The 16,284-nt window shown below is 69.0% G+C and carries 8 protein-coding genes; 6 read left to right on the top strand and 2 right to left on the bottom strand.

Annotated elements, in window-relative coordinates; genetic code table 11:
* The first annotated feature begins 30 nt into the window (after nt 1-30).
* Complete coding sequence (dnaA, locus tag AC1DYP_RS03585) at nt 31-1,512, top strand: chromosomal replication initiator protein DnaA (protein ID WP_477045171.1); 1,482 nt, start codon at nt 31-33, stop codon at nt 1,510-1,512.
* Nucleotides 1,513-1,686: 174 nt separating this feature from the next.
* On the opposite strand, the gene AC1DYP_RS03580 is transcribed toward dnaA, so the two are convergent.
* Nucleotides 1,687-2,304, bottom strand: a complete 618-nt coding sequence (locus AC1DYP_RS03580; protein WP_477045170.1) for an alpha-ketoglutarate-dependent dioxygenase AlkB — start codon at nt 2,302-2,304, stop codon at nt 1,687-1,689.
* Nucleotides 2,305-2,431: 127 nt separating this feature from the next.
* Between AC1DYP_RS03580 and AC1DYP_RS03575 the strand changes: the two genes are divergently transcribed.
* From AC1DYP_RS03575 to dnaJ, 3 genes are all read left to right on the top strand, one after another.
* Nucleotides 2,432-5,074: a M1 family metallopeptidase gene (locus tag AC1DYP_RS03575; RefSeq protein WP_477045169.1), complete on the top strand. Its 2,643-nt coding sequence runs from the start codon at nt 2,432-2,434 to the stop codon at nt 5,072-5,074.
* A gap of 400 nt (nt 5,075-5,474) precedes the next feature.
* Nucleotides 5,475-7,370 carry a molecular chaperone DnaK gene (dnaK, locus tag AC1DYP_RS03570; protein ID WP_477034401.1) on the top strand — a complete coding sequence of 632 codons (1,896 nt, stop codon included), beginning with the start codon at nt 5,475-5,477 and terminating at the stop codon, nt 7,368-7,370.
* Nucleotides 7,371-7,509: 139 nt separating this feature from the next.
* Complete coding sequence (dnaJ, locus tag AC1DYP_RS03565; RefSeq protein ID WP_477034400.1) at nt 7,510-8,661, top strand: molecular chaperone DnaJ; 1,152 nt, start codon at nt 7,510-7,512, stop codon at nt 8,659-8,661.
* A 71-nt stretch (nt 8,662-8,732) separates the two neighbouring features.
* On the opposite strand, the gene AC1DYP_RS03560 is transcribed toward dnaJ, so the two are convergent.
* Nucleotides 8,733-9,311 (bottom strand): TonB family protein, encoded by a 579-nt coding sequence (locus AC1DYP_RS03560; protein WP_477045168.1) that lies wholly within the window; start codon nt 9,309-9,311, stop codon nt 8,733-8,735.
* A gap of 104 nt (nt 9,312-9,415) precedes the next feature.
* Here AC1DYP_RS03560 and mutS point away from each other — a divergent pair, with 104 nt between their 5' ends.
* Complete coding sequence (mutS, locus tag AC1DYP_RS03555; RefSeq protein WP_477045167.1) at nt 9,416-12,115, top strand: DNA mismatch repair protein MutS; 2,700 nt, start codon at nt 9,416-9,418, stop codon at nt 12,113-12,115.
* A 71-nt stretch (nt 12,116-12,186) separates the two neighbouring features.
* Nucleotides 12,187-15,012, top strand: a complete 2,826-nt coding sequence (locus tag AC1DYP_RS03550) for a [protein-PII] uridylyltransferase (protein ID WP_477045166.1) — start codon at nt 12,187-12,189, stop codon at nt 15,010-15,012.
* Nucleotides 15,013-16,284 lie beyond the last annotated feature (1,272 nt).

The raw sequence follows: 16,284 nt of genomic DNA, 5'->3' as shown, positions 1-16,284 counted from the left end.
GGATGACACGACATATCGAGGCGGTGACCGATGACGACCAAAGGCGGGGTAGTGACCCAAGAGTTTTCGGCTGCGTTCTCGACGGTTGCCTGCGAGCCTGCGGGCGTCGTCTGGGGCAAGGTCTGCACGGTGCTGAAACGCGAGCTGGGCGACGCCGCTTTCGGATCGTGGATCGCGCCCGCCGTGCTGCGTGAAGGCCAGGCCGGCGATGTGGTGGTGGTGACGCCGACCGGCATCGCGCGCGACTGGATTCGTCGCAGCGCCTGGCGTCGCGTCAGCGAGCTGTGGACGGCCAACGATCCGACCTCGCGCCGACTGGATCTCAAGTCGCGTCTGGAATTCGAAGCCGCCAATGGCGTTTCGGGCGGCGTGACCGCCGGCCATGACGCCAAGGCCGAGCCGATCGAGATCGTGCTGCCGGTGTCCAGCGACGTCCCGGCCCTAGCCCCGACCAACGGCGCCAAGCCCTCGCCCGTCCAGGGTCTGCAGGAACGCTTCACGTTCGACACCTTCGTGCCGGGTCCGGCCAACGAATTCGCCCACGCCGTGGCGCGCCGCGTGGCGAGCTGGGCCGACGGACACTTCAACCCGGTGCTGTTCCACGGCCCCTACGGCTTCGGCAAGACCCACCTGCTGAACGCCCTGGCCTGGGAGGCCATGCGCCAGGCCCCGACCAAGCGGGTGGTCTATCTGACCGCCGAGCGTTTCCTGTCGACCTTCGTGCGGGCGGTCATGGATCGCCAGACCGCGGCCTTCAAGGAAGAGCTGCGCGGCGCCGACCTGCTGATCATCGACGACGTGCACTTCATCGCCGGCAAGCAGTCGAGCCAGGAAGAACTGTTCCACACCCTGACCGCCCTCGTCGAGGACGGCCGCCGGGTGGTGTTCTCCTCGGACCGCGCCCCCGCGGCGATGACCGAGATGGACGCCCGCCTGCGCTCGCACCTGTCGGCGGGCCTGGTCTGCGGCCTGGAGCCGGCCGACCGCGCCCTGCGCCTGGGCATCCTGGACCGCAAGCTGCAGGCCCTGTCGCGCCAGCACGGCTTCGAGCCGACCCTGCGCACCGAGGTCCTGCACTTCCTGGCCGACCGCTTCACCGACAGCGTCCGCGAGCTGGAAGGCGCGCTGAACACCCTGTCGGCCCGGGCCGGCGAAGGCGTCTCGCGCCTGACCCTGGACGAGGTGCAGGCGATCCTGCGTCCGCACCTGCGGGCCGGCGAGAAGCGCATCACCATCGACGACATCCAGAAGGCGACGTCCGAGCACTACGGCATGAAACAGGCCGACCTGCTGAGCGAGCGCCGCAACCGCGCCATCGCCCGTCCGCGCCAGGCGGCCATGTGGCTGGCCAAGCAACTGACCACCCGCTCGCTGCCCGACATCGGCCGGCGCTTCGGCGGCCGCGACCACACCACCGTCCTGCACGCCGTGCGCCGCATCGAGGCCCTGCGCGCCGAGGATCCGGTCCTGAGCCAGGACCTGGAGACGATCACCCGCAAGCTGCGCGGGTAGGGGTTTCGGGGTTTTGAGATGATGAAGGGCCGTCCCGGTGGGGCGGCCCTTTTTCGTTAGGTCCTCCCCCTGTCGGGGAGGTGTCGGCGGAGCCGACGGAGGGGGGAGTGGTCCGCCCGCTCAATATCCCCCCACCGATCGCTTCGCGATCGCCTCCCCCACAGGGGGAGGGCCTTAGGCGGCGCGGGCTCGCCTAAGGGTGATGTTGATCCGCCCTCCCCCCGGCACGAGCCCCGACGACCCCGCCAGTATCCGGTCCACCCCGTGGAACGCCAGCCGCGCCGGTCCCGACAGCCGGCAGACGTCGCCCGACGACAGCTTCAGCGACTTCGTCGGGTCCTTGCGCGAGGTTCCGCCGATCCGGAACACCGCGGTGTCGCCCAGCGAGATCGACAGCACCGGAAAGCGCGGATCGGCCTCGTCGCGGTCCTGGTGCAGGCCCATGCGGGCGTCGCCGCGATAGAGGTTGATCAGGGCCGAGTCCGGCGGGGTCTCCGGATCGCCCAGTTCCGCCCAGAGATCGAGCAGGGCCTGGGGCATCTCCGGCCAGGGTTCGCCGGTCCCGGGATGGCGGTCGGCGTAGCGATAGCCGGTCTTGTCGCTGGTCCAGCCCAACGGGCCGAAGCTGGTCATGGCCACGCTCATCGCCTTGCCATAGGCGGTCTCGTAATTCGCGGGGGGCGCGGTCTCTAAGGCGGCCAGGGTCAGGCGCGTCAAATCGTTCTGGGCCTTGGGGTCCAGCAATCCGGGCCATAGGTCGAAACCTGGCAGAACACTGATCGGTTTAATCATTACGGAGATTTAATGCGCCAGACGCGTTGCGACAGTGTTGGTTTGCGCCCGCCGGACCTTCCGGCGAACAAATCTTGCAAATCCAGGGCCGTTCATGCGTCGACTTCTCTCTTCCGCGGCTGCCGCCGTGCTCGTTTTTGCCGCCGGTTCCGCCCTGGCCGCGCCAGCCGCCCCCGCCAAGTCCGCGATCACCGCCGCCACCGTCACGACCCAGCTGCCGCGCGGCGTGGTCCCGACCCACTATGATCTGGCCTTCACGCCCGACGCCGACAAGCTGACCTTCACCGCCTCGGTGAAGATCGCCATCGACGTCGCCGCCCCGACCAACACCATCACCCTGCAGGCCGCCGACCTGGCGTTCGCCAAGGCCGAGATGGTCGGCCCAGGCGGCGCCAAGGAGGGCGCGGCCAAGATCACGGTCGACGCCGAGGCCCAGACCGCCACCTTCACTTTCGACAAGCCGGTCGCCAAGGGCGCGCACGTCCTGGCCCTCGATTACAGCGGCAAGATCTACAAGCAGGCCGCCGGCCTGTTCGCGCTCGACTACGACACCGACCAGGGCAAGAAGCGCGCGCTCTACACCCAGTTCGAGAACAGCGACGCCCGCCGCTTCATCCCCTCGTGGGACGAGCCGTTCTTCAAGGCCACCTACGACGTCCAGGTGACCGTCCCGACCGGCCAGATGGCCATCGGCAACATGCCGATCGCCAAGACCGAGGACCTCGGCGGCGGCAAGTCCAAGGTGACCTTCGCCACCTCGCCCAAGATGTCGACCTACCTGCTGTTCTTCGGCCTGGGCGATTTCGACCGCGCCACCGCCAAGGTCGGCGACGTCGAGATGGGCGTGATCACCAAGAAGGGCGACCTGGCCAAGGCCGACTTCGCCCTGAAGTCCTCGGGCCCGATCCTGGAGTGGTACAACGACTATTTCGGCGCCCCCTACCCGCTGCCGAAGCTGGACCACATCGCCGCTCCCGGCCAGAGCCAGTTCTTCAGCGCCATGGAGAACTGGGGCGCGATCTTCTACTTCGAATACGCCCTGCTGGACGACCCGGCGATCTCCACCCAGAACGACCGCGAGAACATCTACACCACCGTGGCCCACGAAATGGCCCACCAGTGGTTCGGCGACCTGGTCACCATGTCGTGGTGGGACGACCTGTGGCTCAACGAAGGCTTCGCCTCGTGGATGGAGGGCCGGGCCACCGAGCACTTCCACCCCGAGTGGAACAGCCAGCTGAGCGCCGTCGGCAATCGCGAATACGCCATGGGCCTGGACTCGCTGGCCACGACCCACCCGGTGGTCCAGCACGTCGAGACCGTCGACCAGGCCAGCCAGGCCTTCGACGCCATCACGTACCAGAAGGGCGAGGCGGTCATCCGCATGCTCGAGGCCTATGTCGGTCATGAGGCCTGGCGCACCGGCGTGCGGTCCTACATCAAGGCCAACGCCCACGGCAGCACCCAGACCGACGACCTGTGGCGCGAGGTCGAGAAGGCCGCCGGCAAGCCGATCACCGCCATCGCCCACGACTTCACCCTGCAGCCGGGCATCCCGCTGATCACGGTCGACACCGGCGCCTGCACGCCAAGCACGAATGGGGCCGGCAAGACCCCCGTCACCCTGACCCAGGGCGAGTTCAGCCGCGACAAGCCGACCAAGACCCCCCTGGCCTGGCGCGTGCCGGTCTCGGCCCAGGTCGCCGGCTCCAGCAGCGTCGCCAAGACCCTGGTGGTCGGCGGCAAGGGTTCGCTCAGCGTCGACGGCTGCGGCCCGGTGGTCGTCAACGCCGGCCAGGCCGGCTATTTCCGCACCCTCTACACGCCCAAGGCCTTCGCCGGCGTGTCGGCCGGCTTCGCCAAGCTGCCGGCCATCGACCAGCTGGGCGTGATCTCCGACGCCTGGGCCCTGGGCCTGAACGGCCAGCAGGCCGTCACCGACGCCCTGGACCTGGTCATGGCCACCCCGGCCGACGCCGATCCGCAGGTCTGGGGCAAGGTCGCCACCGTCCTGACCACCGTCGACGGCATGTACGACGGCGCGCCGGCCGAGCAGGCCGCGTTCCGCAAGCTGGCCGTCGCCCGCCTGTCGCCGGTGTTCCAGCAAGTGGGCTGGACCGCCAAGGCCGGCGAGACGGGCCCCGTCGCCACCCTGCGCGCCAGCCTGATCGGCGCGCTCAGCACCCTGGGTGATCCCGCGGTGATCGCCGAGGCCAAGCGCCGCTACGCCGCCGACAAGACCGATCCGACCGCCGTGCCCGGCCCGCTGCGCAAGGCGATCCTGGCCTCGGTCGGCCGCCATGCCGACGCGGCCGCCTGGGACGCCCTGCGCGCCCAGGCCAAGGCCGAGAAGACCCCGCTGATCCACGACCAGCTGTACACCCAGCTGGCCTCGGCCGAGGATCCGGCCCTGGCCGCCAAGGCCCTGGACCTGGCCCTGACCGACGAGCCGGGCGAAACCCTGTCGGCCAACATGATCTCGACGGTGGCCAAGCTGCACCCCGACCTGGCCTTCGACTTCGCCGTCGCCCACAAGGACGCGGTGAACGGCAAGGTCGACGCGGCCTCGAGCACCAAGTTCATCCCGGGTCTGGCCAAGGCCTCGGCCGATCCGGCGATGATCGGCAAGGTGACGGCCTACGCCGCCGCCAGCCTGCCGGCCGGTTCGCGCGGCGAGGCCGACAAATCGGTGGCCTCGATCACCGACCGCATCAAGTCCCGCAAGGCCGCGCTGCCGCAGATCTCGGCCTGGGTCGCTAAAAAGGGCTAGGGCGGACACGTTCGCAAAACCGCTCGCAAAACCCGCTCTCTGAGTGGATTCAGCGAACGCGAGTTGAGGCTTTCGGGCCGCTCTCGCCGCCTATCTGACGGAAGGGCCGCGCTTTTTCGAGCGCGGCCTATTTCGTCGCAGGTCACGATTCCCCTTCATTCCATGCGGGATTGGGCTTGCAGGCTGGCGCCCATCCCCCATATCGGGCATCGAAGCGGGGTTGACGGGCTCGTCAACTTCGATTGAACGAACGCTTTCCCTCTGAACGTCGTTTGGAGGGTGAGGATTTGGATCAACCGTTTAGAACGCGACCAGACGGGGACGGCTCGAGAAAAACCGGGGCGCTTGCCTTAAGGCCCTTGTCACCGCCGTCCGCCAATCAGGAGCTGCAGGTCTCAACATGAGCAAGATTATCGGTATCGACCTTGGCACCACGAACTCGTGCGTGGCCATCATGGACGGTAAGACCCCGAAGGTGATCGAGAACGCCGAAGGCGCTCGCACCACCCCCTCGGTCGTCGCCTTCCTCGAGGACGGCGAGCGCCTTGTCGGCCAACCCGCCAAGCGCCAGGCCGTCACCAACCCGACCAACACCCTTTTCGCGATCAAGCGCCTGATCGGCCGCAACTTCGCCGATCCCGTCGTGGCCAAGGACAAGGCCATGGTCCCCTACGAGATCGTCAAGGGTTCGACCGGCGACGCCTGGGTCAAGGCCCACGGCAAGGACTACAGCCCGCAGGAAGTCTCCGCCTTCATCCTTCAGAAGATGAAGGAAGCCGCCGAGAGCCATCTGGGCGAGCCGGTGACCAAGGCGGTCATCACCGTTCCGGCCTACTTCAACGACGCCCAGCGTCAGGCGACCAAGGACGCCGGCAAGATCGCCGGCCTGGAAGTCCTGCGCATCATCAACGAGCCGACCGCGGCCGCCCTGGCCTACGGCCTGGAGATGAACGAAGGCAAGAAGATCGCCGTCTACGACCTGGGCGGCGGCACGTTCGACGTCTCGGTCCTGGAAATCGGCGACGGCGTCTTCGAAGTGAAGTCGACCAACGGCGACACCTTCCTGGGCGGCGAGGACTTCGACCTTCGGATCGTCGACTACCTGGCCGACGAGTTCAAGAAGGAGCAGGGCGTCGACCTGCGCAAGGACAAGCTGGCCCTCCAGCGTCTGCGCGAAGAGGCCGAAAAGGCCAAGAAGGAGCTGTCCTCGACGGCTCAGTACGAAGTGAACCTGCCCTTCATCTCGATGAACGCGTCGGGCCCGCTGCACCTGAACATCAAGCTGTCGCGCTCCAAGCTCGAAGCCCTGGTGGAAGACCTGATCACCCGGACCATCGGTCCGTGCGAACAGGCCCTCAAGGACGCCGGCCTGAAGAAGAGCGACATCGACGAGGTGATCCTGGTCGGCGGCATGAGCCGCATGCCCAAGGTCCAGCAAGCCGTGCAGGACTTCTTCGGCCGCGAACCCCACAAGGGCGTGAACCCCGATGAAGTCGTCGCCCTGGGCGCCGCCGTTCAGGCCGGCGTCCTGCAAGGCGACGTCAAGGACGTGCTGCTGCTGGACGTGACCCCGCTGACCCTGGGCATCGAAACCCTGGGCGGCGTGTTCACCCCGCTGATCGAGCGCAACACCACCATCCCGACCAAGCGCTCGCAGACCTTCTCGACCGCCGACGACAACCAGTCGGCCGTGACGATCCGCGCCTTCCAGGGCGAACGCCCGATGGCCGTCGACAACAAGTTCCTGGGTCAGTTCGACCTGCAGGGCATTCCGCCGGCGCCGCGCGGCGTGCCGCAGATCGAGGTCACCTTCGACATCGACGCCAACGGCATCGTCAACGTCCACGCCAAGGACAAGGCGACCAACAAGGAGCACTCGATCCGCATCCAGGCCAACGGCGGCCTCTCCGACGCGGACATCGAGCGCATGGTCAAGGAAGCCGAGGCCAACAAGGCTTCGGACGAGAAGAAGAAGGCGCTGGTCGAGGCCAAGAACCAGGGCGAGGCCATCGTGCACTCGACCGAGAAGGCCCTGGCCGAGCACGGCGACAAGGTCGGCGCTCCCGAGAAGGAAGCGATCGAGACCGGCCTGACCGACCTGAAGTCGGCGCTGGAAGGCGAGGACGTCGAGGCCATCCAGGCCAAGACCCAGGCCCTGATCCAGGCGTCGATGAAGCTCGGCGAAGCGATGTACAGCGCCCAGCAAGGCGCTGAAGGCGGCGACGAAGCCGCCGCCGATGACGGCGTCGTCGACGCCGAATTCGAAGAAGTCGACGACTCCAAGCCGTCGGCGTGACCATGGGTCGCGGGGCGAAACCCTTAACGGCTGTTTCGCCCACGCCGCCTTTCGGGAACAAGGCTCCTGCCCGCCGCTTGCGGCTGGGCGGGAGCGCTCCCACCTCCTTATCCAACATGGCTAGTGATCGACCCTGACGATGCGCGACTATTACGAAGTCCTGGGCGTCGCCCGAGGCTGCGATGACGCCGCCCTCAAGGCCGCGTTCCGCAAGATGGCGATGGAGCACCATCCCGACCGCAATGGCGGTTGCGAGAACGCCTCCTCGCGCTTCAAGGAAATCAACGAAGCCTATTCGGTGCTGTCCGACGCCCAGAAGCGCGCCGCCTACGACCGCTTCGGCCATGCCGGGGTGAACGGTCAGCAGGGCGGACCGGGCGGTTTCGGCGGGGCCGACGCCGGCGACATCTTCAACGACGTCTTTGGCGACGTGTTCGGCGAGATGTTCGGCGGCGGCCGTCGCCAGTCGAACGGTCCCCAGCGCGGCCAGGACCTGCGCTACGACCTGGAGATCACCCTCGAGCAGGCCTATGCCGGCGCCGAGGTCGAGATCAAGGTTCCCGCCGCCATCACCTGCGAGGTCTGCGACGGCTCGGGCGCCAAGCCCGGCACCAGCCCGACGGTCTGCGGCACCTGCGGCGGCGCCGGCCGCGTGCGGGCCACCCAAGGTTTCTTCGCGGTCGAGCGCGCCTGCCCCCGCTGCAGCGGCACGGGCCGCCTGGTGCTCGACCCCTGCACCACCTGCCATGGCCACGGCCAGGTGCGCCGCGAGCGCATCCTGTCGGTGCGCATCCCGGCCGGCGTCGATGACGGCGCCCGCATCCGCCTGGCCGGCGAAGGCGACGCCGGAGCCCGCGGCGGCCCGCGCGGCGACCTCTACCTGTTCCTGTCGGTGATCCCGCACGAGCTGTTCGAGCGCGACGGCCTGGACCTGCTGTGCACCGTGCCGGTGCCGATGACCGTGGCCGCCCTGGGCGGAGAGATCGAGGCCCCCTGCCTGCTGGGCGGCGAGAACTGCGACGGCTCCAACCGCCAGACCGTCAAGGTCCCGGAAGGCTCGCAGACCGGCAAGACCGTCCGCCTGAAAGGCCGCGGCATGCCGTCCCTGCGCAGCCGCCAGCGCGGCGACCTGGTGGTCGAGCTGTTCGTGGAAACCCCGACCCACCTCTCCGCACGGCAAAAAGAGCTCCTCCAGGAGCTGGCCGGCCTGTGCAGCGAGAAGCAGAACCCCAAGTCGGCCAACTTCGTCGGCAAGGCCAAGCGCTTCTGGGAAGAAGTCACCGGCAGCTAGGCGGCGACGCTCGCGAGACATGGCAAGGGCCCGGAGCGGCGTCGCTCCGGGCCCTTGTTCGTTTCCGGCGTCTAGCGGCGTTCGCTGTTGGGTCCCGAAAGATCCCTGCCGTCGGCGCGCCGCGACCAGCGGCGAAGGGCGACGCCGACCAGAACGACCAGGATCACCACGCCGGCGATCGCCATGAGCGGACCCGACTGCGCCTTGGCGTGATCGGCGACCCAATCCCATCCGCGCGAGACGACCACGCCCAGCGGCGAAGGCGTCGCGGGGCGCGGCGGCGCCGCATCGGAATCCGGCGCCGACGACCTGGAGCCGGGCGTCAGAAAACTGATCGGAATGGTGACTTCCGAGGGGTTCCTGGCGTCGCTGGGCGGCCGCGTCATCTGGAATTGCGGCGCCAGGGCCAGGGCGGCGGCGCCGAAGCCGTAGTCGGCCGGCGCCTCGCTGGCCACCTCGCAGCGCATCAGCCCGCCGTCCGGCGCCACCAGGCAATGGAGCACGGCCTTGCCGCCGACCTCTTCCCGCTGCGCCCGATTGGGATAGGCCCACGCCATGTCCTCGCTGGACGGCTTGCGCAGCCAGTCGGGCTTGTAGCGCGGGGCCGGTTCGACGTCCGCGTCCGCTTTCTGCAACGTCTGCGCCGCCATTCAATCCCCCGATCAAGCTTGAGTGGAACTAAGCGGCTCTTTGGCGTCGTGGCAATGTCGCTTTCTCTTAACGCGGCGCCCGACGCACTGTAGTTTCCGGCCGGATGAACGCCCCCGCCTCCCCCACCGTCCAGACCTATGACGCCACCGGCGCGACCCCGGTGATGCAGCAGTTCTTCGAGATGAAGACGCGGCAGCCCGACGCCCTGATCTTCTTCCGGATGGGCGACTTCTACGAGCTGTTCTTCGACGACGCCTACAAGGCCGCCGCCGCCCTGGGCATCTCGCAGACCTTCCGGGGCACCCACAACGGCCAGCCGATCCCGATGGCCGGCGTGCCGCAGCACGCGGCCGAGGCCTATCTGTCCAAGCTGATCCGCATGGGCTTCAAGGTCGCCGTCTGCGAGCAGATGGAAGATCCGGCCGAGGCCAAGAAGCGCGGCTCCAAGTCGGTGGTCCGTCGCGACATCGTCCGCGTCGTCACGCCCGGCACTCTCACCGAGGACGGCCTGCTGGACGCCCGGGGCGCCAACCGCCTGGCCGCCGTGGCCATGCGGGCCGGCCAGGCGGCCGTGGCGGCCGTCGAGCTGTCCACCGGCGAGGTGGAGTGCTTCCTGGTCGCCAAGGACGCCGTGGCGGCGATTCTGGCGGCCCTGGCCCCGTCCGAGACCCTGGTCGCCGACCGCCTGCTGTCCGACGAGCACCTCTCCCAGACCCTGAAGATCTGCGGCGGGCTGATCCAGCCCATGCCGTCGGCCCTGTCCGAGCCCCAGGCGTCCGAGACCCGGGTGAAGCGGCTCTACGGCGTCGACACCCTGGACGGGTTCGGCGGTCTCTCGTCGGCCGAGATCGGGGCCCTGGGCCTGATCGCCGCCCACCTGGAAATGACCCAGGCCGGCAAGCTGCCGGCCCTGCGCGCGCCGCGCCGCGCCGCCGAGGCCGACGTGATGGCCATCGACCCTGCCACTCGCTCCAGCCTGGAGATCGACCGCACCCAAGGGGGCGACCGCAACGGCTCGCTGCTGGCCGTCATCGACCGCACGGTCACCGCCGGCGGCGCCCGGATGCTGGCCTCGCGCCTGGCCCGGCCGCTGCTGGACCCCCACGCCATCGACGCCCGCCTGGACGCGGTGGAATGGTTCGTCGACCACCGGACCCTGCGCGAACGCCTGCGCGAGGTGCTCAAAGGCGCCGGCGACATGGCCCGCGCTCTGTCGCGCCTCGCCCTGGGCCGGGGCGGTCCGCGCGACCTGGGCTGCATCAAGGACGGCCTGAAGACCGGCGAGAAGCTGGCCGGCATGGTCGGCGGTTCGGGCGACCCGCTGTCGCCGCCGCCCGCCGAGCTGGAAAGCGCCCTGAAGGCCCTGACGCCGTCGCTGCAGGAGGGTCTGTCGCGCCTGCTGGCCCAGCTGGAAGTCGGCCTGGGTCCCGACCTGCCGGCCCTGGCCCGCGACGGCGGCTACGTGGCCGCCGGGGTGCGTCCCGAGCTGGACCAGGCCCGCGCCCTGCGCGACGACAGCCGCCGGGTGGTCATCGCCCTGGAAACCCGTCTGTGCCAGGAAAGCGGCGTGCCGCTGAAGATCCGCCACAACGGCGTGCTCGGCTATTTCGTCGAGGCCACGGCCGGCAAGGCCGACCCGCTGTTCCAGCCGCCGCTGAACGCTGTCTTCATCCACCGCCAGACCCTGGCCAACCAGGTGCGGTTCACCACCGTCGAGCTGGCCGACCTGGACGCCCGCATCGCCCAGGCCGCCGAGCGGGCCCTGGCCATGGAGGTCGCGGCCTTCGAGGACTGGCGCGCCGAAGCGGTCGCCCTGGCCGAGCCGATCCAGCTGGCGGCCGAAGCCCTGGCCAAGCTGGACGTCGCCGCCGCCCTGGCCGAGTGGGCCGAGGACGCCGGGGCCGTGCGCCCCACCGTCGACAAGTCCCTGGCCTTCGACGCCCGCGCCGCCCGCCACCCGGTGGTCGAGGCCGCGGTCAAGCGGGCCGGCGACCCCTACACCCCCAACGACTGCCGCCTGGACGCGGCCGGCGAGGCCGGGGCGCGGCTGTCGATCGTCACCGGCCCGAACATGGCCGGCAAGTCGACCTTCCTGCGCCAGAACGCCCTGCTGGCGATCCTGGCCCAGTCGGGCTGCTACGTGCCGGCCAAGTCCCTGCGCCTGGGTGTCGTGGACCGCCTGTTCAGCCGCGTCGGGGCCGGCGACGACCTGGCTCGGGGCCGTTCGACCTTCATGATGGAGATGGTCGAGACCGCCGCCATCCTGACCCAGGCCAGCCCGCGCAGCCTGGTCATCCTGGACGAGATCGGCCGGGGCACGGCCACCTATGACGGCCTGGCCATCGCCTGGGCCTGCGCCGAGGCCCTGCACGACGTCAATCGCTGCCGCGCCCTGTTCGCCACCCACTATCACGAGCTGGCCACGCTGGAGACGCGCCTGGCCCACGTCTCGAATCTCAGCCTGCGCGCCAAGGAGTGGAACGGCGACCTGGTCTTCCTGCACGAGGCCGCCGCCGGACCGGCCGACCGCTCGTACGGGGTGCAGGTGGCCAAGCTGGCCGGCGTGCCGCCCCAGGTGGTGGCCCGCGCCAAGGAGGTGCTGGACCGCCTGGAGAGCAAGACCGAGTCGCCGGCCAAGCTGGACGAATTGCCGCTGTTCGCCGCCTCCGCGCCTGTCTCGGCGCCCGTCATGGCGGCGCCCAGCCGCACCGACGCGGCGCTGGACGAGCTGGATGTCGACGGCATGAGCCCCCGCGAGGCCCTGGACGCGCTCTATCGCCTTAAAGCTCTGCTCAAGACCTGAGATCCTATAGAGAGGGCGCGCGGGTCGCCTAACCGTTCGGCGAACACGCTTTGGAACACCATATAGCCGTCATGCCCCGCCGCCTTCGCCCCACGCCTCTTGAACACGTCGTCGACGGCCACGCCCTGCGCGCCCGGCTGTCGGCCGCCGCCCTCGACCTGATCGGCGACGAGGCCGGCCAGCGGGCTCGCGCCATCGAGATCCTGAAACAGGCGCTGTTTCGCGGCCGGATGATCGCCAAGGAGCGGCTGGAGAACGGGGCCGGCGGCCTGGAGACGGCCCGCCTGCTCAGCGGCGTCACCGACGAGGTGATCACCGCCCTCTACGACTTCACCACCGTCCACGTGTTCCGGGCCCGCAACCCGACCGAGGGCGAGCGCCTGTGCCTTCTGGCGGTGGGCGGCTACGGTCGGCGCACCCTGGCGCCGTTCTCCGACATCGATCTGCTGTTCCTGCGGCCCTACAAGCAGACGCCGCACGCCGAGAGCGTGATCGAGTTCATGCTGTATGCGCTGTGGGACCTGGGCTTCAAGGTCGGCCACGCCTCGCGGACCATCGAGGAGTGCGTGCGGCTCTCGAAGGAAGACTACACGATCCGCACCTCGATCCTGGAGGCCCGCCGGCTGACCGGCGACGAGCGCCTGGGCGAGGAGCTGAAGAAGCGGTTCCGCGACGATGTCATGAAGGGCACCGGCGCGGCCTTCGTCGCCGCCAAGCTCAAGGAACGCGACGACCGCCAGGCCCGGGCCGGCGCCAGCCGCTACATGGTCGAACCCAACGTCAAGGAAGGGAAGGGCGGTCTTCGCGACCTGCACACCCTGATGTGGATCGCCGAGTACCTGCATCCGGTCGACCGGCCGGAAGACGTGTTCAAGCTGGAGGTGTTCGACCGCCGCGAGGCCAAGGGCTTCATCCGCGCCTTCGACTTCCTGCACGCCGTGCGCGCCCACCTGCACTTCGCCACCGGCCGTCCGGAAGAGCGCCTGACCTTCGACCTGCAGCCCGAGATCGCCCGCCGCATGGGTTACGGCGACCGCGGCGACGCCCCGGCGGTGGAGCGCTTCATGCGCCGCTACTTCCTGGTGGCCAAGGAGGTCGGGGCCCTGACCCGCGCCTTCTCGGCCAAGCTGGAGGCCGAGCACTTCAAGCACGAGCCCAAGGGCATCTCCCGCTTCCTGCCGGGGGGCGGCCGACCCAAGCGCAAGGCGCTGGACGTGGCCGGCTTCTACGAGGACGGCGGCCGGCTGAACATCGACGGCCCGCAGGTGTTCGAGACCGATCCGGTCAACCTGATCCGGCTGTTCAGGACCGCCGACGAGCGGGACCTGGACCTGCATCCGGACGCCTTCACCGCGGTGACCCGCAACCTGCACCTGATCACGTCCAAGGTCCGCCGCGACCCGCAGGCGACCGGGGCGTTCCTGGACCTGCTGGCCCGGGGCAAGCGGTCCTACCGCACCCTGACCCTGATGAACGACGCCGGGGTGCTGGGACGGTTCATCCCGGAATTTGGCCGCATCGTCGCCCAGATGCAGTTCAACATGTACCACTCGTACACGGTGGACGAGCACACCCTGCGGGCGGTCGGCATCATCGGCGACATGGCCGCCGGACGGCTGGTCGACGATCACCCGCTGGCCGTGTCGATCATGCCGCTGATCGAGGACCGCGAAGCCCTGTTCCTGGCCATGCTGCTGCACGACACCGGCAAGGGCGGGGTGGGAGGCCAGGAAAAGGCCGGGGCCCGCAGCGCCCGCAGCGCCTGCGAACGGCTGGGCGTCGACCGGCTGAAGGTCGAGCTGGTGGCCTGGCTGGTCGAGAACCACCTGGTCATGAGCGACTTCGCCCAGAAGCGCGACGTGGCCGATCCCAGCACCGTCGCCGCCTTCGCCCGCATCGTCGAGAATCCCGAGCGCTTGCGCCTGCTGCTGGTGATCACCGTGGCCGACATCCGGGCCGTCGGTCCGGGCGTCTGGAACGGCTGGAAGGGCCAGCTGCTGCGCGAGCTCTACAACGCCACCGAGGCGGTGTTCCGGGGTGGGCGCGGCAGCGACGCCGCCGCCAGCGTCCAGCGCCATCAGGAAGCCGCCGCCGAGGCCGCGCGCGAGGCCCTGGTCCAGGCCGACCCCGCCGCCAAGGGCTGGGCCCAGGCCATGGAGGCCGCCTATTTCGGCGCCTTCTCGCAGGACGACCTCAAGGCCCACGCCGAACTGGCCCGCCGCGCGGCGATCCAGGGCGGGGCCGCCGCCGAGGGCCGGGTGCCGGTCGGCGCCAACGCCGCCGAGATCGTGATCGCCGCCAAGGACCGTCGCGGCCTGTTCGCCGACCTGGCTCTCGCCATCTCCTCCTTGGGAGGCAACGTGGTCGGGGCCCGCGTCTTCACCTCGCGCCAGGGCCAGGCCCTGGACGTCTTCCATGTGCAGGACGTGACCGGCGCGGCCCTGGGCTGCGAGAACCCGCGCGCCCTGCGCCGCCTGGCCGACGCCCTGGAGGCCGCCGGCCGCGGCGAGCCGATCGCCGTCGAGCCCCGGCGCGGCGCGGAGCTGTCGCGCACCGCCGCCTTCTCGATCGCGCCCACGGTGGTGATCGACAACGAGGCCTCCAACGAGGCCACGGTGGTCGAGGCCTCGGGCCGCGACCGTCCGGGCCTGCTGCAGGCCCTGGCCCGCACCCTGGCCGACAACGGCCTGTCCATCCAGTCGGCCCACATCGACGGCTACGGCGAGCGGGCGGTCGACGCCTTCTATGTCCAGACGTCCGAGGGCGGGAAGGTGGCCGACGCCAAGAAGGTCACGGCGCTGAAGGCCGACCTGCTGGCGGCGCTGGAGCAGAACGAGGCGGGGGCGCCGAACACGCGTCCGGGCCTGAAGCGGGCGCGGGCCAGCGTGGCGCGGTAGGGGGCTTGGGGCCGGGCGCCGAAGTCGGCTTTCGACCCATCTACGCCGTTTCGATAGGTCTGCTATTGGGGAATGTCGTTGCCTGAAACGGGCGTTACTACGGCTTCGCCCCCCGAGGGATACGGCCGGGCGCTCCCAATGAGAATTGGGGGCGCCTTGATCGCACCTTCGACCCTAGTCGGTCTTTTCCCAGCTTGCAGGCGGGTGCCATGTGGCTGCACCTTTAGGCCGTGCGTCCCAAGCACGGACCTGCCTCAAAGCTGCGTCCAATGCCTGTGGAAGATCATGAGCGTCAACTGTCCAAGACGCGTGCAACTCTGCGTCATCAATCGTCTCGATCGACCAAGCGTTCACGAGAACCTTTGCTGCTTCAGGAGGTTCGATGGACACCTGAAAGCATTCTTGTGGGCCGCCTGAGACATAGCAAAAGCGACGTTCTCGGCCGCCAAACTCTGTGCTGAGCACTAGGCTATGCCGCTCGGACCATTCTTGGATCACGGCGTCGATCGTTGCGTAGGCCACTCATACCTCCAGTTGCGATATGGTGAAGGTATCACCCCGCTGTCCGACAACCACCCATGTCAGACGTTCGGAACGTCCACTCGTAGGTGAGCCCCATCCGCCCCGGATGGGGCCACGCCTTAAAGCCTTGGTGGATGACGTCAGGGGTGATGGCGGAAAGGGCGCCTTCTTGAGCCCTCTCTCCATGAGGGAGGGTTCAAGAGGCGTCTACGCTCTGCGGATAGCGAACAAACCACCACGATTTCAACGCCCTGAACTTTCTCGACCCGTTTTGGTCCTCACCCTCCCGGACCGCCCGTATCCTGATCTCACCTGAAAGCACGGGAAGGGCGCACGTACGGCGACCGATGCGGCTTTCGGGGGTGGTCGAGCGGGAAGCGTTCGTCGATGGTCTTGAGTGACGCTTCGGGCGTCCTGGGCAGGTTCCCTGAAACACGGGACGAAGCCCTGGCGGCGAGGGATCGGCGAGTGCGGCAGGCACGGGCTGAAATCGCCCGTGCGGTCCGGAGCAAGCCAATGCTCCGCCCGTCGGGGGCCTCCATCGGAGCGGGTTAAAAATCCGCGATCCGAAGGCTTCCGGATAACGGCCGCGCGAAGCGCCTGAACTTCGTCGAAACGGTACTCAAACTGCAAATCATCCGGGCGAGGCCCGGGCGCTTCGCACCCTTCCCATTCAGCTCAGCGGGTTTCCTGCGTGAGGCGGCGAAGCGTGCCGCCAAGGTCCTCCCCCTGTGGGGGAGGTGTCGGCGC

The organism is Caulobacter sp. P1_D6, assembly GCF_056406095.1.
Note: the sequence above shows the minus strand (reverse complement) of the source record. Positions and strands in the feature narration are given on the sequence as shown.

Coding starts and splice junctions, on each gene's coding strand:
- mutS (WP_477045167.1), top strand. CDS start 9,416: ATGAACGCCCCCGCCTCCCCCACCGTCCAGACCTATGACGCCACCGGC.
- AC1DYP_RS03560 (WP_477045168.1), bottom strand. CDS start 9,311: ATGGCGGCGCAGACGTTGCAGAAAGCGGACGCGGACGTCGAACCGGCC.
- AC1DYP_RS03580 (WP_477045170.1), bottom strand. CDS start 2,304: ATGATTAAACCGATCAGTGTTCTGCCAGGTTTCGACCTATGGCCCGGA.
- dnaJ (WP_477034400.1), top strand. CDS start 7,510: ATGCGCGACTATTACGAAGTCCTGGGCGTCGCCCGAGGCTGCGATGAC.
- AC1DYP_RS03550 (WP_477045166.1), top strand. CDS start 12,187: ATGCCCCGCCGCCTTCGCCCCACGCCTCTTGAACACGTCGTCGACGGC.
- dnaK (WP_477034401.1), top strand. CDS start 5,475: ATGAGCAAGATTATCGGTATCGACCTTGGCACCACGAACTCGTGCGTG.
- dnaA (WP_477045171.1), top strand. CDS start 31: ATGACGACCAAAGGCGGGGTAGTGACCCAAGAGTTTTCGGCTGCGTTC.